The organism is Marinobacter denitrificans (genome assembly GCF_008795955.1).
Classification (GTDB): Bacteria; Pseudomonadota; Gammaproteobacteria; order Pseudomonadales; family Oleiphilaceae; genus Marinobacter; species Marinobacter denitrificans.
The window spans coordinates 876,521-899,150 of the sequence record NZ_VMHN01000002.1; the positions used below are offsets into that span (position 1 = coordinate 876,521).

Below are 22,630 nucleotides of genomic sequence, written 5' to 3' on the forward strand. Positions count from 1 at the left end.
ACACTGGTCAGTCATGATTGTTCTCCGGATTCCGGATGCGCTTCCCCTGCATAGGATTTGAGAGCTCCCAGGCTTGGCGCCTGCCCTGTGATAAACATGGCGTCACCGTAGCTGAAAAAGCGATATCTTTCCGCGACGGCCTCGCGGTAGGCGGACATCACGTTGTCATAACCTGCGAAAGCGCTGATCAACATGATCAGCGTCGATTCAGGCAGGTGAAAATTGGTCACCATGGCGTCAACACTCTGGAAACGGTAACCGGGGTAGATAAAGATATCCGTTTCACCCTTGAACGGCTTCAGCACCCCGCCCCGGCTAGCTGACTCCAGCGAACGTACCGAGGTGGTCCCTACAGCAACGATACGGCCACCGCGGGCCCGGGCTGCACTAACAGCGTCAACGGTTTCCTGCGGAACATGAGCGACTTCGCTGTGCATTATGTGATTTTCGATGTGCTCCACACGCACAGGCTGAAAGGTTCCAGCACCTACGTGTAGGGTTACGAACGCGCTTTCAATACCGTGGGCCGCCAGTTCTGCCAGTATACGGTCGTCAAAATGCAGGCCTGCCGTCGGTGCCGCCACAGCGCCGGACTCGCGGGCATAGACAGTCTGGTATCGCTCCCGGTCAGTGGATTCGTCGGGGCGGTCTACATAGGGCGGTAAAGGCATGTGCCCGATACGCTCCAGCAACTCCAACACTGGCTCGCCGCTATCGCAGACAAGGTGGAAAAGCGCGTCCTCCCGCTGTTTCATCCGCATGGAAGTACCATCTTCCAGAATTATCCGCTGCCCCGGCTTCAGTGCCTTGGAGGCCTTTACATGGGCGAGTAACTCGTGCTCCCCGAGTAGCCGTTCTACCAGGACTTCAACCTGGCCGCCGGTTTCTTTTTTTGCGAACAACCGTGCAGGGATCACCCGGGTGTTGTTGAACACCAGCAGGTCGCCCGGCTGCAGCAGGTCCGGCAAATCAGAAAACTGTCGATGGTTAACGGTGCCAGAAAGGCCGTCAAGGTCCAGCAGGCGTGAGGCACTGCGCTCTTTGAGAGGGTACCGGGCGATGAGTTCATCCGGCAGATCAAAGTGAAAATCGGAGACGTTCATGGAATGGACTGTTCACGGCACCACGTTGAGCGGCTTGTAAGTGGTAGCGGCGGGCGGACTCGAACCGCCACGGGTTTTACCCCAACGGATTTTGAATCCGTCGTGTCTACCAATTTCACCACGCCGCCATCGGAGAGTGCTGGGGATTATACTGAGGTTGAACCTGAAAGCAATAACAAGTGCCGGACTTCCTTGTTCCGGCAGGGTTTTCTACAGACGATCAAACAGTGAAAGCCTGGACACCTGGGCAAATGACTGCTGGGCCGCCTGCAAGACAAAGCTCTGGAAACTCAGGTTGCTGATGGCCTCGGCGTAGTCCACATCCTGCAGTTCTGAGCGGATTTCCTTACTGTAAACGGAAGAGTCCTCCAGGAACGAGCTGGTGGATTCCACCGCATTCAGCCGCCCGCCAAGCTCGGTCTGCTTCTGAACAACGCTTTCCTGGGCGTTGTCCAGATTCTGCAATGAACTGGCAATCAGGTCCTCGTAGGCAGCCTGGCCCGCCGGGGACCCCTTGTCGATGTTGTCCAGCCCGTCGATCAGGTTTTCGATGGTGGCGAACACAGACTGCTTTTCCCCTGCACGGATGACAAATTGATCACCATCAGCTTCGTCCGAAATGGTGGCCTGGACACCAGCGAGCTCAAACGGCTCGCCACTCGTATAGCTGATCGGCGATTCGGGAAGGGCCACACCGGTCCGCCTGTTTACGGCAGTGATCTCGCCCGCTGCAGTGTCTACAGTGAGCGTGATATCGTCCGGGGCAACCGACGCTAACTCACCATTATCGATTACTCTAACCCCATCAATTCGACCAGTGGCCGGAGGGGTCTGGTCGGGATCAATCTCACCAGCCACAGCTGCCGGTATGGAGGAATAGATCCCCTTACCGTGGTCACTGATGGGAACCGTCACACCATCATCAATCTCCAGTACACGCTGGCCCTCATCGCCCTGATATACCCAGCTACCTGAGGCATCTTTGGCAAACGCAGCCGTTGTACCCTGGAATCCACTGAATATGTACTCACCCGACGCGTCGCGAGTATTAGCAATTTCTGCCAGTTGCCCCAGGCGTTCCTTCATCTCCGAGGAGATCGACTTACGATCATTTGCCGACAGCGAACCGTTGCCCGCCTGCACCGTAAGCTCACGAACTCGCTGAATAATGTCCACCGAGCCGGCCAGCGTGCTTTCTTCCTGCTGCAGGCGGTTCTCAGCCAGGCCAGCATTGCGCTGGTAGGTTTCAATCCGCGACACTTCCTGGTCCAACTTGAGAATACGGGCAGCGGCGACGGGGTCGTCCGATGGCCTGTTAACCCGTTTGCCGGTTGATATCTGCTCCTGGGTCTGGTTCAGGCTGCTGTTCAGGTCCTGCAGCCGGCTGATCCCTCCGGAAAATATCTGTTGTGATGAAATTCTGATCATGTCACATCACCTCGCACTGTTACCGGAAACTCTGTAACAGGGTATTGAACAAGTCCTGGGCCACACTCATTACCTGAGCGGACGCGTTATAGGCAGCCTGGTACTGGATCAGCTTGCCGGCCTCTTCATCCAGGTTAACGCCAGAGACGGATTCACGCTGGTTGCTGGACTGTTCCAGCAGGGTTTTGCCGGCGTCTTTGTCCAGCTGACTCTGGCGGGTTTTCACGCCGATATCCTCGACCAGACCAGCGTAGCCCTCGGCAAAACTCTGACTACCGTTGTTCAGGGTGTTCTTGGTACCCAGAGCCGCCAGGAACTCAGCGTTGCGGTTATCTGACACGCCGTTGGTGTTGTAATTGATGCCGAACGAGTCGCCGGGCCTCGGGTTGCCGGATATCTCGAACTGAAAGCCGAAATAATCCGGAGAGCGTGGATCCTCGGTAAACAGCTTGTTGGACTGGCCCTCCTGAAACACATTGACTGGTGGAACGGCTCCGGCATCGCCTGCCTGCAGCACGGTGCCCGAATCAGCGTCAACAATGTCGTAGACCAGTTGGCCGGCATCCTCACGGAAACGGACGTCCAGTGGTGGATCCAGCTGTCCGTCCTGGCGGAAATTCGTCAGTAGCGAGTTGGTAAAGGGATCCCGCACGTTCAGCATCTTGCCCTGGTTGATGGTGGCATCGCCGGTATTTCCGGCCGCGCCCTCCGCCCTTACCGGGCTGGCAAACGCAAGGTCTTCCTCGCGGCTGAGCTTCAGGTCGATATTAGCGGCCGCATTCCGGGTGGGCTCAATCAGAAACTTGTCACCGGCATTAAAGGTGCCGCCTTCCACACGGATATTGAAACCCGGCATGGAGATTTCGGACTGCACCGGGTCCGGCAGCCGGCCCTGGTTAACCACCTTGCCGGTGGCCCGGTCGACCAGTTCAAAGTTTCGACCGTCGCCACCGAACTGCAGCGACCAGCTTCCTGCCGGCAAAGCAGAGCTGTCTATAATTTCAACAGCCAGTTGTGCGTTCTGTGGTGCCGCGTTGTTGGCATCGGCGACGACCCGTCCCCGCTGCGCGGCTTCCGAGTTGATGTCGCTGAAGAACAGACCGCCCAGATCACCCTCAAGATCCATACCGATTTCATGCTGGTGATTAAGGCTGTCTGACAACGCAATCGCTACCCTGCCAAGCTCCTGGAGAGCCGGCTGCAGACCCTCGGACTCGAACCGGCGCAAACCACCCAGCTTGCCCCCGTTGATCTGGCTGTCCACATTCAGGGTCCGGCCGCCGCTAGTGAGGGTAAACTCGAGCGACAACGGATCTTCAGAATCCGCCCGGGTGCCCAGTCGCGCTGCGTCTGAGCCAACCACCAGGGACTGGCCATTGCTTAGGGAAACATTTACCTGGCTGCCCTCGGCCTGAGTCACCCGTATGTTGACCAGCTCCGATAGTTGTCTGAGTTTCTCATCCCGCTTGTCGAGGAGTTCGTTGGGTTCACGCCCCTGGGCCAGGCCCGGCGATTCCGAAATCGCTGTGTTCAGTTCCGCAATACTCTTGAGCAGCGTGTTGGCGTCTTTTACGCCCTGCTCCATCTGGGTCTTGACCGATTCCCGTTGTTGAACGAATTCCTGATTAAGGGCTTCAAAACGGTTGACGACCTGCTGCGCTTCGCTGAGAACCAACTGCCTCTGAGGCAGCGAAGCGGGGTCTTCCGCCGCATTCTGCAGGCTCGCAAAGAAATTGTTGAGCGCGTTACTCAAACCGGTGGATTCGCCACCCAAAAGGTTGTCCAGCCGGGACAGCTCAGAGTTCAGGGTTTCCTGCTCTCCGAACAGCGTGCTGTCTTCACGCACCTGCTGAGCCAGGAATTCATTCGCCATTCGGCGGATATCCGTGACATTAACCCCAGTGCCCACTGAGCCGGCACCGGTCCGCTGGGCCGTCTGGGTTTCAAACTGAACCTCCTGACGGCTGTAACCGGGAGTGTTAGCGTTGGTGATGTTGTTACCGGTAGTGTTCAGCGCCGCCTGGTGTCCGAGGATACCGGTCAAGCCAATATTGATAAGCCCTGCCATAAACCTTACTCCTCAGCACCGCGTGTGCTCATGGACAACGTCGTCATCGTGTCGTTGTTCATGATGCTACGGATTTTTGCGCCATAGTTCGGATCGGTGGCGTAACCGGCTTGTTGCAGCCTGTCGGCAAACTCTTCCGGGTTATCCGCAGCTGCCAGAACATCCCGGTAGCGGGGATTGGATTCGAGGAACGAGACATAGTCCCGGAAGCTTGCCTCATAGTCCGGATACGACCGGAAAGCCGCCCGTTCATTCATCGGCACCCCTTCCCGGAATTCGGTGGTGGCGATGTTTACCGACTCACCCTGCCAGCGGTTGTCCGCCTTGATACCAAACAGATTAAAGCTGGGAGCACCACCATCGCCTTCAATCATGTGCCGGCCCCACCCGGTTTCCAGCGCTGCCTGGGCTATCATCAGGCGCGGATTGATGCCGCTCTGCTGAGCCACTTTTTCCGCCACTGGCAGAAGCTCGCTTACAAAGTGTTCGGGAGAGTCGAACCGGTCTGGCAGTGTTGCGTTCGCCAAGGGTTCAACGGCGGGCCCTGTGCTTTCCGCCACCTGGTTCACCTTCTCCACCTGCTCTGGCAAACGCGGGGACAGTACCGGCATGCTGCGGTCATAATCCGCCAGCGCCTTCTTGTGGGCGGCCATTGGCTCACCTTTCGCATCCATGCCCGGGATCTGACGGCTAAGTTGTCGAACCAGGGCTTCGGAAAGCCCGGTTCCCTGCTTCTGCGACAGTGTCAGGCTGAGCTGGCTGTCGAACATCTCGCGATAGAATTCGGACTGCTGACTGTTCAGGTAGTTGCCTTCTGCAAACACGTCACCGGCTTTGCGCATCGACTTGACCATCTCCGACAGGAACAGACCTTCGAACTGCTTTGCCACTTCCAGCAGCGCGGCATTCTTGTCGGTCCGGGCCTGGGTCTTGAGGTCGTTGAGGCCGCCAAAATCGGTATAGACCTGTGCTTTCTGAAGACTGAAATCCTGCATCATGCCACCTATATCACGATCAGCTCGGCCCGCAGCGCACCGGCCTGTTTAAGCGCTTCCAGCACTGCCATTACGTCACCTGGCGCGGCGCCCACCTGATTCACCGCCTGCACAATTTCGTTCAGGGTGACCGCTGGGCCAAACTGGAACATCCTCGCCGGGTCCTCGGTAATGGCAATCTGGCTGTTGGGTTCAACAACCGTTTCGCCCTCGCTGAAGGGGTTGGGCTGATTTGCCTGCGGGTTCTCTTCAATGGTCACCGTCAGGTTGCCATGGGTCACTGCTGCCGGGCTCACTTTCACATTCTGCCCCACCACAATCGTGCCGGTACGGCTGTTAATGACTACTTTTGCGGCATCCTGAGCCGGGTCGACTTCGATGTTCTCGAGGATGGAAAGGAAGCTCACCCGCTGAGAGGGGTCCCGCGGCGCCTTCACGGACACGGCCGTGGCATCGTGGGCGTAGGCCATATCCGGCCCCAGCTTGCTATTGATGGCTTCCACTACCCGACGGGCAGTGGTGAAATCGGGGCGCATCAGGTTAAAGGTTATGGTATCGCCCCTGGTAAACGGGGAGGTCACTTCACGCTCGATGGTGGCGCCGTTGGGTATGCGGCCGACACTCGGCACGTTCACCGTGATGCGCGAACCGTCGGCACCCTGGGCACCAAATCCGCCTACCACCAGGCTGCCCTGTGCCATGGCATATACTTGATCGTCAGCCCCTTTAAGAGGTGCCATCAACAGCGTGCCCCCACGAAGGCTGTCCGCGTTGCCAATGGACGACACGGTAATATCCAGTTCCTGCCCCTGCTTAGCAAACGGCGGCAGATTGGCCGTAACGGTCACTGCCGCCACATTGGCCAGGTTGGGGTTCACGCCTTGTGGAAGGGTGATCCCGAACTGATTCATCATGTTGCGAAAGGTCTGGTTGGTGAAGGGTGCTTTGTCACCGGTACCATCAAGGCCCACTACCAGGCCGTAGCCTACCAGTTGGTTGTTACGCACACCCTTGATACGCGCCAGATCCTTCAGGCGGTCCGCCAATACAGGTGCTGCCACAACCGACAGCGCTATCACCATTATGCCGAATCTCAGCATTTTCATAGCGGGAACCACTCACTGTTAAAGAAACGGGCCAGCCAGCCCATCTGATTGGCCTGGTCAAAGTCACCGGTACCGCCGTAGGCGATACGGGCATCCGCAATACGATTGGAAGCCACCATGTTATCCGGGGAAATATCCTGGGGGCGAACCAGCCCTGTCAGGCGGATGTACTCATCACCATTGGTCAGCGAAAGCCACTTCTCACCACGTATGTGCAGCACACCGTTCGGCAACACTTCCGTAACCGTAACGGTTATATTGCCATCGAGGCTGTTACTCTGATCCGCTTCCGCCTGGCCCTGAAAATCTCGTTCCAGGTTGACGTCCGTATCCACGCCAAGATTACCCTTCCCCAGAATCCTGGCATTCAGCATGGAGATTTCATTGTCTTTGCTAATGCTGCTTTCAGCGTTCTTGCTGGCGCGAGTGGATTCTTCGAGGGTTACCGTAAGAATATCGCCCACGTTCAAGGCCACAGTGTCGCCGTACAGACTGTAATTACGCGAAGTCTGGTAGATGGCACCGGATTCCGGGTCCCTCTGCATCATCGCTTCGGCACGTACCGGTGCATACTGGGGGTCATCCGGCATAGCCCGTGGTCGGCTCATGGCGGTACAGCCCTGCAGTATCACCAATGCCAGTACAATAGCCAGCGTTCCCGCGCCATGCCCTTCCGATCTGTTACTGATAATAGGTCTCATGATTGCCCCTCCCGCACGCTGCTACCGGTTAACCGATATTGTTGGTGATGAACTGCAGCATCTGGTCTGTTGCCGAGACCACTTTTGAATTCATTTCGTAAGCGCGCTGGGTGGTAATCATGTTGACCAGCTCCTCCACCACTTCCACGTTGGAGGCCTCAACCATGCCCTGCTCAAGGGTTCCCAGCCCGCCAATTCCGGGCTCCCCTTCCGCGGGATCACCACTGGCGTTGGTCGCCTTGTAGAGGTTGTTACCGATCGCCTGAAGGCCCTGCGGGTTGATGAAGTCCACCAGAGTAATCTCACCCAGGTTCACAGGCGCTGCCTGATCGTCAGTGATAGCCGAAACTGTGCCATCCTTGCCGATAGTAACGTTGGTGGCGTTCTCTGGGACGTTGATGTTCGGTTCCAGGGTGTAGCCATCCGGATTCACGATGTCGCCGTCAGCATTCAGCTGAAACTGGCCGTCGCGGGTATAGGCAATCTGGCCGTCTGGCAACAGTATCTGCATGAAGCCGCGGCCATTCACCGCCATGTCCAGGGGCTGCTCGGTGACTTCCAGGTTACCCTGGGAGAACTGCTTGGTAGTGCCGACAATTCGCACACCTGTGCCCAACTGAAGGCCGGATGGCAGCTCCGAGTTCTGGGTATTCAGACCACCGGGTTGCCGGTCAATCTGGTACAGCAGATCCTGAAACACAGCCCGGTCGCGTTTGAAACCGGTGGTGTTCACGTTGGCCAGGTTGTTGGAAATCGTGGACATGTTTGTGTCCTGCGCGCTCAACCCGGTTTTGCTGACCCAAAGTGCTGGATGCATGTCTTCTACTCCTTGCCGGGGTTGCTTCAATGCGGCCGATATTTGCCGCTTTCCTGCCCACCCGGACGATGTTAATCAGGTATATCAGAGATTCTGCAACAGTCGTGCCGAAGCCTCGGAATTCTCATTGGCGGTCGTCATTATTTTCACCTGCATCTCGTATTGACGAGACAGCTGAAGGTTGGAAATCATTTCCTCGACGGCGTTTACGTTGGAGCTTTCAAGGAAGCCAGAAGCCACGCGCATATTGGCATCCGGGGGCTCCGGGCCATCCAGCGCCTCTCCGGCCTTGCGGCGAATGAAGCCGTCCTCACCTTTTTCCAGGACGTTCCCGGGCGGGTTGACAAGTTTCAGACGGTCCACTTCCACCAGCTGGTCCGGCGGGCCGCCAACCGGCACGATGGAGATCGTCCCGTCAGAACCTATCTGCACATTATCGAAAGGGGGCAAGGCCACCGGGCCACCGTTACCCATCACCATCTCTCCGCTGGAGAGGCGCACCAAACCGTTCACATCAATCTGCATGCTGCCGGATCGGGTAAAGACTTCTTCGCCCTGCTGATTCTGCACCGCCAGCCAGCCATCGCCTTCAACGGCAACGTCCAGTTTGCGGCCCGTATCCATCAGTGCACCTGCGGAAAGATCCGTACCTGGCCTTTCCGCCATGGCGTAGGCTCGTGTGGGGTGATGCTCACCGAAAACCGGCATGCTGCGGGCCTGCGCGAAATCCCGCTTGAAACCGGTGGTACTGACGTTGGCCAGGTTGTTGGCGTGGGCCTGCTGGGAAAGCATGTTCTGCTTCGCGCCAGACATCCCGATATAGAGGGCTTTGTCCATGGGAAAACTCCTGCCGGAATTTTGACTGTTTCCAGTCTTTCCATAGTTCTAGCAGGAGTTGTGCCATGTTCAGTTATCGGGGTTAGCGGAGGTTGATGATCGTCTGGGTAACGGCATCGGAAGTTTCGATGGTCTTGGCGTTGGCCTGATAATTACGCTGGGCGATGATCAGGTTTACCAGTTCCGCCGAAAGGTCCACGTTGGATTCCTCAATGGAGCTGGCTTTGATAGAGCCCAGAGTTCCGGAATCCGGCGCGCCGATAATGGGCTGGCCGGATTCAAAGGTTTCCACCCAGGTGGTCTCACCGACAGGCGACAGGCCATTGGTGTTGTTGAACGACGCCAGCGCCACCTGTCCGAGGGACTGGGATTGTCCATTGGTGTAACGGGCAAACAGCACACCCTGATCGGACACATCCAGGCCGGAAAGACGACCGGTGGCAAAACCGTTCTGGCGTTGGTCGTTCACACCAAACTCACTGCCATACTGGGTGGTGTTGCCCAGATCAACCACAAAGGCAGAAGTGGTGGGGGGATCAGGAATCGGCGTTGTAATGGTATCACCCGGGCCAGGAGGGCCGTCGGCACCATTTGGCGTGCCATCTGCGTCCTTCGGGGTCCAGTCGTCTACCAGAATTTCGCCATTGGGGTCGCCGTTAACGGACTGCAGGTTGCCATCCTGGTCGAACCTCGCCTGGTAAGGGTTCTGGTCGGTTCCGGCAACAAATTCGCCATCAATCTGCAGGTAAACCGACCACTCACTCACTCCCACACCGTTACCCGGCGAAGGCTGCTTGACATAAAACTGGGTTATCTCGTGGGAGTTGCCAAGACTGTCGTAAATGGACGTCGAGGTTGCGTGATTGTAGGTGCGCTGATCCAGCGGATTAAACTGGTTGGTAATCTCGATGGTGCGCGCGTCCCAGGAATCACTCAGGTTGGTGTCACCACTGGTTGAAACAATGTCGGTAATCTCACGGTCGGCCTGTGGCCTGACAGTACCTACCGCTGTTTCCGGGGCACGATTTGCGCCATCACTGGTATAGCCCGCTGTCAGGTTGTTACCCCGGTTGTCGATCAGGCGGAGATTGCCGCCGGTCAGCGAGGCTGAAATGGTCGGCGCCTGGGCATCGTTAATGGCATTGACGAGGGACGCCGCATCAGTCACGCCAGTGGTATCTACCGGTACCGTCACTCCCCCAACGGTCAGATCGAAATTGAAGTTACCAGATCCGATAGCCGCATTCAGGTCAGCTTCCGACATACCCTCATAGGTGGTCGTTGCGGAAGCGGAAAGTCCCTCCTGCCCGTTGAGAACATCCACTACGTCCGCTGCTGAAAAATTAGGATCAGACGGTGTCTCACCATTGATCGGTACGCTTACCACGCTGCCATCTTCATAGGTAATCTGGAAGGTTTCGGCAGAAAATCCTGTGGCCCCGGTCGGCGCTGTAAAGTCACCCATATCCGCCACCCGGCGTTCCAGTACTGTTTCCCGGGAATCCAGGTTCAGGTCCGAACGCAGGTTGGTGGTGCGGCGCGGCGCCAGGTTATCGGTTTCTACCTGAAGGTCGCCGCGAATGCCGGACAGGTTGCCGTCATCATCCGCTACAAAACCCTGAACGCGCATGTTCTGGTTATTCGTGACATAGCCGTCCTTGTCGATGCCAAACTGGCCGGCTCTGGAATAGCGAACTTCCCCGCCGTTATTTAGCACGAAGAAACCGTCGCCGTTGATCGCCAGGTCGAGGCCGTTATCGGTAAAACTGATGTTGCCCTGGCCGAAGGACTGTTTGACGTCCTGTACCCGCACACCATCACCGATGGGATTGCTGCCAGCGCTCAGAAAACCACTGGCGTACAAGTCGCCAAACTGGGCCTTGCTGCCCTTGAAGCCCACGGTACTGGCGTTGGCAATGTTATTACCGGTGACATCAAGGTCCACCGATGACGCCCTTAAGCCGCTAAGACCTGTATTGAAAGCCATACTTCACCTCTGGTGTTTCACCGGTATCAGTTAATCTGCTCAACGTCCGACAGAGCGATGGAGCCCATGCCGGCGAGGTTCAAAGTAATATTGCCGCCTTTGCCCAGCGAGACGCTGTCAACGTTGGCGCTCATCATGGTGGAAAGCTGTTCAGGCCCGTCCGGATAGGATGCTTCGGCCACGACCTTGTAGGGGCCAGGTGGCAAACTGTTGCCGTTGCCGTCCTTGCCGTCCCAGCTGAACCCGGTCACCCCCGCCTGCTGGGAGCCCATATCAATCTGCCGCACCCGCTCGCCGGCCTGGTTCTCGATGGAAATCCTCAGGCCGGAGGTGCTGGCCGGCACTTCCACATTGCCGGAAATCTCTCCGTCAGCGCCCAGAATGCCAATCGATGACGGCGCCAGAACGGTACGCCCTACCATGGCCGAAGCCTGCAACGCCTGAGTGGAGCGGAACTGGTTTGCCACATCATCCACACTGCCTGAGAGCCCCTGCATCTCTTCCAGGGAACTGAACTGAGCCAGCTGTGAGATGAACTCACCATTATCCTGGGGCTCAAGCGGGTTCTGATTCTTCAACTGGGCAATCATCAGCTCCATGAACTCGTTCTTGCCAAGCTCGTTGCCACTTTTGGTCTGCTGTTGATCCAGCTTGTATTTGCTCAGCACATCCGAGGCGTCTGCCGGGTTAATTGCGCTCATGGTTCAATCCTCGCTCGGTTACTGCTGACCCAGGGTCAGGATGCGCTGCATCATGGATTTGGCGCTGTTCATGATGTCTACATTCATCTGGAAGCTGCGCGATGACGACATCATGTCGGCCATCTCTTCCACCACATTCACGTTGGGGTAAAACACATAACCCTCTTCGTTGGCTGCCGGATGATCCGGCTCGTACCGCATCTGCAGCTCGGCATCACTCTCTACGATGCCCTCAACCCGGACACCGGCACCAGCGCCTTCGTCGCTGCCAAACGCCTGGCCTTGCTGCGACGGATTCAGCATGGATTGCTGAATGGCTGCAAAAACGGGCTTGCGGGCGCGGTAGGTCTGCTCGGTGCTGGAACTGGCAGTCTCCGCGTTGGCGATATTGGACGCAGTAGTGTTCAGCCGCAGCGACTGGGCTGTCATGCCGGATCCGGCGATATCGAAAATGCTACCCAGTGACATGGTGTTGCTCCTCAGTTATTTGACTGCGCCCGGATCACTGACCCGAGAGTGCCTTTTTAATGCCTGTGACTTTGCCGTTCAGGAACTGGAAACTGGCCTGGTAATCCATGGCGTTGCGCATGAAGCGGGTCTGTTCCTGCTGGGCGTCTACCGTGTTGCCGTCCACTGACGGCTGATTCGGAACCCGATACAGCAACTCGCTGTCCTGGCCCATGGCAGACGTATCCATGTGGGACTCGTGAGTCCGGCTCATGCCAAACCCACTCTGGCCCTCCTGGGCTTTCTGCATCATTGCCTGAAAGTCGATATCCCGCGCCTTGTAGCCCGGGGTATCGGCATTGGCGAGGTTGTTTGCCAGCACCTCGGCACGCTTCACCCGACCTTCCAGGGCGTGCTGATGAATGCCTAATGCTTTGTCCAGGGAAATAGCCATAATGCCTCCGATTCCTGCACACGGCGTTATTCAAATTGCCGTTTGTGCGTTATGCCAGGGTAAAAGCAATCACAATGCCAGTTTTTGGAAGTTGTTGCGGGGCGGGGGCTGTGACCAGGTTCGGGGTAACAGGGTAGCGAGAGCAAGGGTGAAAGCGGCAAGGGATTTCCCCCGCCGGAAGCGGCAGGGGCACTCATTGGTCTCTCAATTGAAACTACCGCGGCCAGCGGCTCACAAAGTCTGCCGGATCGGGCCTTGGCACGGGCGGTTTACTCGAACTGACGCTGCCGGTGTAAAGAAACCCGGTGATTATCTCCTCCTCACCCAGCCCCAGGCCCCTGGCAACCTCCGGGTTGTAAGCCGGGCCACCGGTACGCCACATGCCACCGAAGCCGGCTGATTCAAGTGCCACAAGCAGGTACCCCATGCCCACAGCCGCTGACATGGTCTGCTCGACTTCAGGCACCTTGGGATGAACCTGATGGCAGGCAATGCCGACAATCACCATCGGAGCCCGCATGGCTTTCTTGCGCAGCTTCTCCCGCGCTTTCTCGGGGGCATCCGGTTCACAAGTAGATGCAAACAGGTCACCCAGTGCAGTCAGAGCCTCCTCACCCTCGATAACCAGATATCGCCATGGCCGTAAAAGGGCATGGTCCGGCGCTCTGGCGGCACAGGCGAACACTTTCTCGAGGGTTTCCGCATCCGGGGCCGGAAAGGTCAGCCGCGACTCCGACGAGCGGTTCAACAACGCATCCATGATTGCAGTCATATCGTCTCGCTATGGTTGGGTAAAAGCCGGCACATCAGGCCGGAATACCGCTTACGAATTGTGGGACAGTTGTATTACTGTTAGTCTTTAGTCTAAGTACTTTCCACGATAAACAAGTACTATCTACCCTAACAATGAAAACAAGCCGGTAGACGTTTTATGAGCCAACATCAACGTTTTCGCAACTTCCCGGATTCGCTTCTGACATGATGAGCGCCCCGATTGACCTGCGTAACGCCAGCTCCAGCGCCAGCAAGTCCGCTGTGCTGGACTCGCAGAACAACCCGATTGCCATCCCACCCATGCCGGATTACAGCGGCCGGATTCTGGCATACACAGCAACCGCCGGCATCATTGTTTCCGGCATTCTACAAGACGTTTTCGGGATGTGGATGTTGTGGTTACTGGCCGGCGCTCTCACCTGGCCCCACATCGCCCATCAGGTTACTCGCAAAACGTTTCTGCGTAACTCGCCTCGCATCCGGCAAAAAATGCTACTGGTCGATTGCGCCATCGGGGGCGGGTTCGTCGGTTGCATCGGCCTGATTGCCATTCCGTCTGTCGCTGTAGTGCTGATGCTAATGTTCAGTTGCCTGATTGTAGGTGGTATCCGCCAGTGGCTGTCCGGCACGGTTATTATGGCCGCCAGCATGGCCATCGGGGTGGCGATCGTAGGGCCGGCAGCTTCATTCCAGTCGCCGCTGGTCACCAGCATTATCGCCATACTGGCCACAGGGCTCTATATTTGCGTGACCGCCTTCTATTCCCATCAGCAGGCCCGTGCCCTGATGATGGCAAAAACCCAGATTCAGAATCAACGGGAACAGTCCATCGCGCTTTCCCACAAGCTGTCCAAGTACCTTTCGCCCCAGGTGTGGCAGTCCATCTTTACCGGTGAGCGGGACGTGCGACTGGAAACCCAGCGCAAGAAACTCGCCGTGTTCTTCTCAGACATCAAAGGCTTTACCGAACTGTCCGAGGAGATGGAACCGGAAGCACTGACCGAACTGCTGAACCACTACTTCAATGAGATGTCGGAGGTGGCCCTGAAGTACGGTGGCACCATCGACAAGTTTGTCGGCGACTCCATAATGATCTTCTTTGGCGACCCCACCAGCCGTGGTCAGAAAGAAGACGCCTTTGCCTGTGTCTCGATGGCCGTGGAAATGCGCAAGCACATGAAAATCATGCGTCAGAAATGGCGAAGCCAGGGCATCAAAACGCCGCTGGAAATCCGCATGGGAATCAGCACGGGCTACACCACCGTCGGCAACTTCGGCGCCGAGAACCGTATGGACTACACCATCATTGGCAAGGAAGTGAACCTCGCCAGCCGCCTCGAATCACTTGCCGAGCCTGGCGAAATCCTGATTTCCTACGAAACCTTTTCGCTGATCAAAGACCGCATCATGTGTCGGGACAAGGGCGAGATCACCGTGAAAGGCTTCGGCCGCCCGGTGTCCATCTATGAGGTGGTAGACTTCCGCCGCGATATGGGCCCCAACCGCAGCTTCCTGGAGCACGAACACAGTGGTTTCGCCATGTACCTGGACTCCGAAAAAATTACCGAGCGGGAACGGGAAGCCATACTTTCCGCTCTGGAGGATGCCGCTGAACGCCTGCGCCAGGAAGAAGAATCCTGACACGACCGATCGTTACTGGCGGATCAGCCTCGGCCCCGCCGCGTCTTCAGGTTCTGTGCTGCGCCAGGGGTTGATATCCAGCCCGCCCCGTCGCGTATATCGCGCGCACACCGACAGGTGTTCTGGTTTACAGCGAGCCATCAGGTCTGTGAACACCGTTTCAACACAGTGTTCATGAAAATCCTGCTTCTGGCGGAAACTCACGATGTATTGCAGCAGGCCTGCCCTGTCTATTGCCGGGCCGGTGTAGTCGATCAGCACCGTAGCCCAGTCCGGCTGGCCGGTGACCGGGCAGTTGCTCTTCAGCAAATGTGAGCACAGTTTTTCAGACACCACATCGCCCCCGGCCGTCAGGCTGTCCGGATTATAATCGTAGCCGACGGACTCCGGCTCCTCATCGTCGATCAGCACGTACCCTTCTGGCCGCCCCACTGCCCGAGCCCCCTGATCTACACTGTGCAGGTCCACAGCCACCGAGGCTCCGCTGGCACTGGACAGATCCCGGGAGATCACATCCCTCACCTGGTCAGCAGAGGAAAAGACCGTCTGGTTCAGGGAATTCAGGTACAACTTGAGTGACTTGGACTCAATGATGGAGGGCGATGCCGCCGGCACACGGATTTCCCCCCACGCTACTGCGGGGACACCCCCCGGCTGCAGCCAGGAAATTTCCCAGGCCTGCCACAGGTCATCCCCGAACCAGGGCCAGCGACCATCCTCAAGGCCAATGCGGCGACGGTTCTCGTCACGAGCGACAGGAAACAGCAGTTGCGGATCGTAGGCATCCGGGTAATCGCTGGATTTGCCCAGCGGGGCATCAATAAGGGCCATGAGAAATCCTGGAACCAGACATCAGTGACGAATACCCTTGCCGCGCGCCAGCATGCGCAGGGACACGGCAGACAGAATTGCAATAAACAGCAGAATCATACCAAGAGCAACGTATGGATTGACATCCGACACCCCGAGAATGCCATAGCGGAAGGCATTCACCATGTAGAGAATGGGGTTGATCATCGATACGCCCTGCCAGAAGCCCGGCAGCAAATCGATGGAATAGAACACCCCACCCAGGTAGGTCAGCGGTGTCAGTACGAAGGTCGGCACGATGGAAATGTCATCGAACTTGGTGGCCAGCATGGCATTGATGAAGCCACCCAGCGAGAACAGGGCTGACGTCACAAACACTGTCAGGATCACCATGGGCAGGTGATGAATCGACAGCTGGGTAAAAGCAAGCGACAGCAACGTCACAATCAGGCCAATGCCCAGGCCACGTGACATTCCACCAGTGACATAACCGGCAAGAATGATCCAGTTGGGCACAGGGGACACCAGCAATTCTTCGATGCTGCGCTGGAACTTCATGGAGAAGAACGACGACACCACATTGGCGTAGGAACTGGTGATCACCGACATCATGATGAGGCCGGGAACAATAAACGACATATAGTCGAAGCCGCCCATCACCCCGATACGGGACCCAATGAGGTTACCGAAGATAATGAAGTACAGCGTCATGGTGACCGCCGGCGGCAGCAGGGTTTGCGGCCATATGCGCATGAACCGGCGGATTTCCCGGGTCACGATGGTCTTGTAGGCCGTCAGCATCGCGTCCGTTCTCATGCGGTTTCTCCCTCCTTGGCTGCCGGCGTGTTGTTGTCTTCTACCATGCGAATGAACAGCTCCTCCAGTCGGTTAGCCTTGGTGCGCATGCTGACCACGCGAATACCCTGCTCTTCGAGCTGAATGAACACGCCGTTCAGGCTCTGGCCCTTGTCCACATCCACGACCAGGGCGCCCTCATCGTCCAGGTGGCTATAGAAGCCATCAAGCTCCGGTGCTTTCTCAAGGGGTTCTGCGGTATCCAGCACAAAGGTTTCCGAACTCAGCTGCTGCAGCAGCTCGCGCTTGCCGGTGTTCCGCAGTATCCGGCCATGATCAATAATCGCGATGTTGCGGCAAAGAGCTTCCGCCTCCTCAAGGTAATGCGTGGTAAGGATAATAGTGGTGCCCTGGCGGTTCATTTCCTCCAGGAAGGTCCACATGGAGCGACGCAACTCGATATCCACACCCGCGGTGGGCTCATCCAGGATCAGCAGCTTTGGCTCGTGCACCAGTGCCCGGGCAATCATCAGCCGCCGCTTCATGCCACCAGACAGCATCATCGCCGGGGTGTTGCGCTTGTCCCAAAGCCCCAGTTGACGCAGATACTTCTCAGCGGATTCCGATGCTTTTTTAAGAGGAATGCCGTAGTAGCCCGCCTGGGTGGTGACAATGTCGAACACCTTCTCGAATTGGTTGAAGTTGAACTCCTGGGGCACAACACCCAGGTTCAGCTTGGCGTCCGAAAGATGGGTGTCGATGTCGGAGCCGAACACACGAACCTTGCCAGCGCTCTTGTTCACCAGTGAACAGACGATGCCCAGAGTGGTGGACTTCCCTGCGCCGTTCGGCCCCAGCAGCGCGAAGAAATCACCCTCGGCCACCTGCAGATCAATACCCTTGAGTGCCTGAAAGCCGTCGCCATAGGTCTTGACCAGACCTTCAATTTCCAGTGCGTTGGTCATAATGAATCCAGAGGAACAAAAAAACAGGTAGCTATAAGTTGTGGCCCCGGCAGAGAAATTCAAGTAGGCGGTGCCTGGCCGGGGCGAAATCACAAAAACCCCAAACTGCGACAGGTTTCCCGATATGGCAGAAGCGCCGTCCCTATAATGCCAGTTACAACAATTTACAAAGGCCCTGCCACGCAGGCCAAAACCTCAGGGAATGTACGCGCTGCCATGAGATCCGCTCACTTCAAGTCTGCTTTACTGCCTCTGGTTTCTGTCCTGTTTCTGGCCGGCTGCCTGGACAGTGGCGGTGGTGGTGGCGGTGATGATTCCGAGACAGGCCAGATCATGCCCGCCGGCATTTCCGGGCTGTCGTACACCACCGCCAGCCAAAATGGCACCACCGACAGCGAGGGCCGCTATCGTTATTACCCGGGTGAAACCCTGAGCCTGAAAGTCGGTGACCTTGAGCTGGCCGCGGACGTACCTGTTCGACCGGTGGTGACGCCACTGGAGTTTTTCCCGGACTTGCGGACAGCGTTGCAAATAGCCGGCACCACCGACGAAGGGCTTCAGAGCCACCGTATTACCGAGCAGCAGCTTCTCCAGAATGTGCCACTGATCAACCTGACCCGTTTCCTGCTCGCACTGAACTGGACGCAAAATATTTCAGAGGGCGAAGGCATTGATATCCGGACGCGGGTGATAGACCAGTTGAATGGAGCACTGGCTGAGCTGGACCAACCGATTGACTTCACCGTACCGCAGGAGGAATTCGAGGCCGCCGGCAACACCCCCTCGCCCGCCAACCAGGTGCTCACCCGTATCTGTTTTTACCCCGCAGACAACGAACTGTGCGAGCCAGCGCCCACGGACGAAGAAATCGCTGCCGCTCCCGAACGGCCCGAAGACGAAGACGAGCGAGATGAAGACGTTGAGTATCGCGAAGACCTGGAGAACAAGCGCGACCGGATCATGAACTCCGTCCGCAGCCTGGAAGACGCCGATGTCGACGACGCCAGAAATTACCTCACCCGGGAGCTGGACGCCATCACCACCCAGCTGTCCAATCGTTATTACCTCAACGACGACGTGGTGGCGTTGCCGGCAACCGATACCGCCATCAAAACCGTCAGCGTGCAGAAAATAGCCGGGGAACCTCAGCTGGGCGAAATAGAAGCTGTCAGTACCCGGGAGCAGGACCTGGTGGTTCACTCCTTTGACTGGCAGGCAGCTTCAGTAGATTACTTTGTGGCTGGGGAATCAGGAGGGGAATCAGAACTACTGGTGAACTTCCGCCCGGAAGACACCTATCGCTGGGTGAAAAAACAGCTACGCGTCGTTATCGAATAACCCGTGCGGGCGCCCTCAGGCGCCTACGATACGGGCCAGGTTCCAGCGGGACTCTGCGCCGGTAACGTCATAGTGCTCCGGGTTGAGTCCCTCTGTGCCATGTGGCAGGCACTCGGCGATGGACAGTGCCTCGTAAGCATTGCGACCCTCGTTATACTTCGCAAGATCCACGATCCGGGCAGACTTCAGGGGCTGGTGAGCGCGATCCGTCATCACCATCACCTTTGGCCACAAGCGACGCTCCGGCGTATGGGAAACCACAATACCGCGCTGTCCATCAGTCAGTTCAACCAGGCTGCCGGTAGGATAGATACCAATGGCCTGGATGAACTGCTCTGCCAGATCTTCCTGGAACTCGATGTTGCGCATGTCGTACAGCAGATTCACGGCACGGGCTGGTGTCATCGGCTCGCCGGAATCGCGGGGGCCGATCAGGGTCTCAAAATACTCCGCAAGCCCGGCAATCTTGGCAAGCAGCGGAATCCGGTCGCCCCGGATACCATCCGGGAAACCGGAGCCGTTGTGGCGCTCCCGGTGCCCCTGAACAACGCTGATAACAGCACGGGATACGCCTGTGTCCGACAGCTTGGCTACGCCTTTATCCACGTAACTGCGATAAATCGCGAAATCGTCGGCGTTCAGCTTGCCCTCGTTGCGGAGGATCTGTTTCGGAAGTTCCAGCTTACCAATCTGCGACAACAGGCAGCCAAGGCCAAGATGGTTCAACAGGCCCTCATTCAGGCCAAGCTGCCGGCCGCATATCAGGGCCCATACGGCAGTGTTAAGGGAGTGGCGGTAGGTGTAATCGTCGTGGTGCCGCGTGCGGCTGAGCCACAGCAGTGCATCCGGGTTGCGAACAACGCTGTCGACCATCCTCCGGGTAACCGCAGCCACTTCCCGCAAATCTGGTGTGGCCCCTTCCTGAACTGCCTGAAAAACCCGGTGAAGAGAAACCTCGGCATCCATCATCACCTTTCTGGAAACCTTCAGCTCTTTCTTCATGGTGGTGACATTTTCGTAGCTGACCGGGTCCTTGATGCTCAGCGGTGGCAGCTGGACGGCTTCCCGGTTGTTCGCCTTGCGCTGGGATTTGCCAGCGACAAAGCGACTGCCCGATTTAGTCTGTTCGATGCTTTCACGGGATTCCGCTACGTCTATGACAACCCACTTGCAGTAGGATACCAGTGAACGGATGTCGTCCTGGGAACGGATATGGAAACCCTGGATAGGGAACGGTGTCTGGTGCCACGGGCGGTCCAGATCAGACACAAACATGCCGATTTCAAGATCCTGGACAGCTATTTTCTTTTGACGGACTCCCACGGGACACCTCTACACGTGAACGAATCGAGAATCACCATTGTGACGGGCCCGGGGAAAGAGTCCATTACAATTTTGTAGTGCAGAGTAACCCGAACGGCACAAAGGGTAACGAAAACTATCAACGGGAAACAAAGTGTAGCAGTGTGACCACGCTCACAATTAAACACATTGTCAGAAAACTACTCGTCTTCCTCGCAGATGGCATCGTCCAGCTCCGGGGGCCGGGTACTGAGCCTTCCCCTGGGCGACTTGCGGGTATAGATGGTGTAGGGAACAGAAGAAGCGCGTATATAGTCAGTATTCTCACTGTCGTCACCACTGCCGCGAACCGTGTTGACTGGCTGGCAGGATACAAGCAGGCCCAGAGAGGCTCCGATATCGGTGACCAACGCATCCGGATCTGAGGGATTGATGGCCATGCAGCGGGCGTCAGGCCCTGCGGGTTCGCCGGTACTGGCCAGGACATCTTCGCCGCTGGCACCGCAGGCGCGAATGCCGGTACCACATTCAGCCGTGCTCGCCTCCTCGTGGCTGCTATCCACCAGTCGCCACTTTCGAGTGCTGCACTGGGTTTCAACCGTCACAGGCGTGGACTTGTTGTCGACCACCCACCATTCCGGATATTCAGCCGTCTGCCAGGTGAGCTTTACCTGCCTCGCCTCCCCTTGCGAATTCTCGGCCGGAAACACTGCGTAGTGACTGTAATAAGACGCGCAACCGCTCAGCAGCAGCGGCACGGCTGCGACCCAAAGCCGCAGGAGGGGGAACAAACCGGGGTATTTCATACTGATAACATCCGTATCACTGGTCTGCGAACTGCAGGCCGAATCCGTCATTGGTCTTGCGCACCACTACCATATCCAACACCGGCGCAGGTACCGGCAAGCCCTGCACCTGAACCTGCACCCTGTCGCCGATTGTCGGTTCGAATGGCTCGGTATCAACCACGATGAAAACACCGCCATCGGATATATCTCTGGTCGAGAACACAAACTCACCCAATTCTTCGTGAGTCACGCGGACCTTTGCACTCATCGCTGTGCGATTGTGTATTCTGCGATCATTCCCAACCATAGTCTGTGTTCCCACCACTTTTTGCATAGTTTTTATAGTCTTCCGAAGCATACCACCATTTTTTGAGGAATATGACAACGGTGTATTGACACCCGCCTGAACAGGAATGAGAATGGTTGCTGTTTTTAAACATTGCTGAATCTCAATACAGTTCGGCAAGCCCCTCTTACCGGAAGAATCAAAGGAAGGTACAACATGCGCCTGAAACTTGCCGCTACCGCCATCGCAGCAGCCTGCGCCCTGCCCATGCAGGCCAGCGCTGATGGCGAGGTCAACATCTACTCTTACCGCCAGGCTTATCTTCTGGAACCACTCCTGAACGCCTTTGAAGAAGACACTGGCATCGAAACCAACGTGGTCTTCGCCAAGAAGGGCCTGGCAGAGCGGCTGGAGCGCGAAGGTCGTAACAGCCCGGCCGACCTGGTGATGACGGTTGATATCTCCCGCATCAATGAACTGGTAGAGCGTGACCTTGTACAAAGCGTCGAGAACGACACCCTTGAGAAAAACATTCCGGAGAACCTGCGCCACCCGGACGGAAAGTGGTTTGCACTGACTACCCGTGGCCGCCTGATCTTTGCTTCCAAAGAACGTGTTGAAGAAGGCGAGATCACCACCTACGAGCAACTGGCCGACGAAAAGTGGAACGATCGCATCTGTACCCGCAGCGGCAAGCACCCTTATAACATTGCCCTGTTCTCCTCAATGATTGCCCACCACGGCGAAGAGCAGACGGAAGAATGGCTGGCCGGCCTGAAAGACAACCTGGCGCGCAAGCCACAAGGCGGCGACCGCGACCAGATCAAGGCCATCCACGCCGGCGAATGTGACATTGCCATTGGTAACAGCTACTACTACGGCAACATGCTGAACGACGAGAACCAGCGTGAGCAGGCAGAAGCGGTGCGCCTGGTATTTCCCAACGCCGATGGTCGTGGCACCCACATCAACATCAGCGGTATCGCGCTGACCAACAGTGCCCCCAACCGTGACAACGCCATTCGCCTGATGGAGTTCCTGTCCACACCGAAGGCCCAGCGGATCTACGCCGAAGCCAACACTGAATACCCGGCCAACCCGGAGGTGAAGCCTTCCGGAATTGTTGCCGAATGGGGCGAGATCAACCCGGATGACCTGTCCCTGCAGGAAATCGCCGAGAATCGCAATGCAGCGGTGAAGATGGTGGATCGCGTTGATTACGACAACTGATTAAGCGCCTCACCCTAAAAAAGCCGGGACGTTGGTCCCGGCTTTTTTGTACAATCC

22 protein-coding genes and 1 tRNA gene are annotated in these 22,630 nt (G+C 57.1%); 3 read left to right on the top strand and 20 right to left on the bottom strand.

All coding sequences use genetic code 11. The features are described from left to right. Positions 1–11: 11 nt before the first annotated feature. The 14 genes from queA to FO268_RS11935 form a co-directional block, all read right to left on the bottom strand. Positions 12–1,103 carry a tRNA preQ1(34) S-adenosylmethionine ribosyltransferase-isomerase QueA gene (gene queA, locus FO268_RS11870; RefSeq protein ID WP_150993170.1) on the bottom strand — a complete coding sequence of 364 codons (1,092 nt, stop codon included), beginning with the start codon at positions 1,101–1,103 and terminating at the stop codon, positions 12–14. A 41-nt stretch (positions 1,104–1,144) separates the two neighbouring features. Continuing rightward, positions 1,145–1,231 (bottom strand) — tRNA-Leu (locus FO268_RS11875). A gap of 82 nt (positions 1,232–1,313) precedes the next feature. After that, positions 1,314–2,531: a flagellar hook-associated protein FlgL gene (gene flgL, locus FO268_RS11880; protein WP_150993172.1), complete on the bottom strand. Its 1,218-nt coding sequence runs from the start codon at positions 2,529–2,531 to the stop codon at positions 1,314–1,316. A 19-nt stretch (positions 2,532–2,550) separates the two neighbouring features. Continuing rightward, complete coding sequence (flgK, locus tag FO268_RS11885; protein WP_150993174.1) at positions 2,551–4,599, bottom strand: flagellar hook-associated protein FlgK; 2,049 nt, start codon at positions 4,597–4,599, stop codon at positions 2,551–2,553. Positions 4,600–4,604: 5 nt separating this feature from the next. Beyond that, complete coding sequence (gene flgJ, locus FO268_RS11890; RefSeq protein ID WP_150993176.1) at positions 4,605–5,594, bottom strand: flagellar assembly peptidoglycan hydrolase FlgJ; 990 nt, start codon at positions 5,592–5,594, stop codon at positions 4,605–4,607. An 8-nt stretch (positions 5,595–5,602) separates the two neighbouring features. After that, positions 5,603–6,700, bottom strand: a complete 1,098-nt coding sequence (locus tag FO268_RS11895; RefSeq protein WP_150993178.1) for a flagellar basal body P-ring protein FlgI — start codon at positions 6,698–6,700, stop codon at positions 5,603–5,605. Next, a complete protein-coding gene (gene flgH, locus FO268_RS11900) occupies positions 6,697–7,401 on the bottom strand; it encodes a flagellar basal body L-ring protein FlgH (protein ID WP_150993180.1) in 705 nt (234 codons plus the stop codon). Before flgH ends, FO268_RS11895 begins: the two co-directional genes overlap by 4 nt. 28 nt (positions 7,402–7,429) lie before the next feature. Beyond that, positions 7,430–8,218 carry a flagellar basal-body rod protein FlgG gene (gene flgG / locus FO268_RS11905; protein ID WP_150993182.1) on the bottom strand — a complete coding sequence of 263 codons (789 nt, stop codon included), beginning with the start codon at positions 8,216–8,218 and terminating at the stop codon, positions 7,430–7,432. 84 nt (positions 8,219–8,302) lie between these two features. Continuing rightward, the gene (locus tag FO268_RS11910) at positions 8,303–9,055 is read right to left on the bottom strand and encodes a flagellar basal body rod protein FlgF (RefSeq protein ID WP_150993184.1); all 753 of its coding nucleotides are present in this window, start codon (positions 9,053–9,055) and stop codon (positions 8,303–8,305) included. Between the two features lie 82 nt (positions 9,056–9,137). Then, positions 9,138–11,042 carry a flagellar hook protein FlgE gene (locus tag FO268_RS11915; RefSeq protein WP_150993186.1) on the bottom strand — a complete coding sequence of 635 codons (1,905 nt, stop codon included), beginning with the start codon at positions 11,040–11,042 and terminating at the stop codon, positions 9,138–9,140. Between the two features lie 26 nt (positions 11,043–11,068). Next, complete coding sequence (locus FO268_RS11920; protein ID WP_150993188.1) at positions 11,069–11,743, bottom strand: flagellar hook assembly protein FlgD; 675 nt, start codon at positions 11,741–11,743, stop codon at positions 11,069–11,071. 18 nt (positions 11,744–11,761) lie between these two features. Beyond that, positions 11,762–12,211 carry a flagellar basal body rod protein FlgC gene (gene flgC / locus FO268_RS11925; RefSeq protein WP_150993190.1) on the bottom strand — a complete coding sequence of 150 codons (450 nt, stop codon included), beginning with the start codon at positions 12,209–12,211 and terminating at the stop codon, positions 11,762–11,764. Between the two features lie 34 nt (positions 12,212–12,245). Further along, positions 12,246–12,644: a flagellar basal body rod protein FlgB gene (gene flgB / locus FO268_RS11930; protein WP_150993192.1), complete on the bottom strand. Its 399-nt coding sequence runs from the start codon at positions 12,642–12,644 to the stop codon at positions 12,246–12,248. Positions 12,645–12,858: 214 nt separating this feature from the next. Then, a complete protein-coding gene (locus FO268_RS11935) occupies positions 12,859–13,416 on the bottom strand; it encodes a nitroreductase family protein (protein WP_150993194.1) in 558 nt (185 codons plus the stop codon). Positions 13,417–13,622: 206 nt separating this feature from the next. Here FO268_RS11935 and FO268_RS11940 point away from each other — a divergent pair, with 206 nt between their 5' ends. Then, positions 13,623–15,059 carry an adenylate/guanylate cyclase domain-containing protein gene (locus FO268_RS11940; protein ID WP_150993196.1) on the top strand — a complete coding sequence of 479 codons (1,437 nt, stop codon included), beginning with the start codon at positions 13,623–13,625 and terminating at the stop codon, positions 15,057–15,059. Positions 15,060–15,071: 12 nt separating this feature from the next. Here the strand turns inward: FO268_RS11940 and queF are convergent, their stop codons facing one another. The 3 genes from queF to FO268_RS11955 are packed head-to-tail and all read right to left on the bottom strand — an operon-like array spanning position 15,072 to position 17,629. Next, a complete protein-coding gene (gene queF, locus FO268_RS11945) occupies positions 15,072–15,890 on the bottom strand; it encodes an NADPH-dependent 7-cyano-7-deazaguanine reductase QueF (protein WP_150993198.1) in 819 nt (272 codons plus the stop codon). Positions 15,891–15,911: 21 nt separating this feature from the next. After that, positions 15,912–16,685, bottom strand: a complete 774-nt coding sequence (locus FO268_RS11950; protein ID WP_150993201.1) for an ABC transporter permease — start codon at positions 16,683–16,685, stop codon at positions 15,912–15,914. Beyond that, entirely contained in the window at positions 16,682–17,629 is a 948-nt protein-coding gene (locus FO268_RS11955; RefSeq protein ID WP_150993203.1) for an ABC transporter ATP-binding protein, read from the bottom strand. Before FO268_RS11955 ends, FO268_RS11950 begins: the two co-directional genes overlap by 4 nt. 216 nt (positions 17,630–17,845) lie before the next feature. Between FO268_RS11955 and FO268_RS11960 the strand changes: the two genes are divergently transcribed. After that, positions 17,846–18,967, top strand: a complete 1,122-nt coding sequence (locus FO268_RS11960) for an organic solvent ABC transporter permease (protein WP_150993205.1) — start codon at positions 17,846–17,848, stop codon at positions 18,965–18,967. 15 nt (positions 18,968–18,982) lie between these two features. On the opposite strand, the gene FO268_RS11965 is transcribed toward FO268_RS11960, so the two are convergent. The 3 genes from FO268_RS11965 to FO268_RS11975 form a co-directional block, all read right to left on the bottom strand. Continuing rightward, on the bottom strand, positions 18,983–20,290 hold the full coding sequence (locus FO268_RS11965) for an HD-GYP domain-containing protein (RefSeq protein WP_150993207.1): 1,308 nt from the start codon (positions 20,288–20,290) through the stop codon (positions 18,983–18,985). A 179-nt stretch (positions 20,291–20,469) separates the two neighbouring features. Next, a complete protein-coding gene (locus FO268_RS11970; protein WP_150993209.1) occupies positions 20,470–21,075 on the bottom strand; it encodes a hypothetical protein in 606 nt (201 codons plus the stop codon). 16 nt (positions 21,076–21,091) lie between these two features. Further along, complete coding sequence (locus FO268_RS11975; protein ID WP_150993211.1) at positions 21,092–21,364, bottom strand: PilZ domain-containing protein; 273 nt, start codon at positions 21,362–21,364, stop codon at positions 21,092–21,094. A 195-nt stretch (positions 21,365–21,559) separates the two neighbouring features. Between FO268_RS11975 and FO268_RS11980 the strand changes: the two genes are divergently transcribed. Then, complete coding sequence (locus FO268_RS11980; RefSeq protein WP_150993213.1) at positions 21,560–22,573, top strand: Fe(3+) ABC transporter substrate-binding protein; 1,014 nt, start codon at positions 21,560–21,562, stop codon at positions 22,571–22,573. Positions 22,574–22,630: the final 57 nt, after the last annotated feature.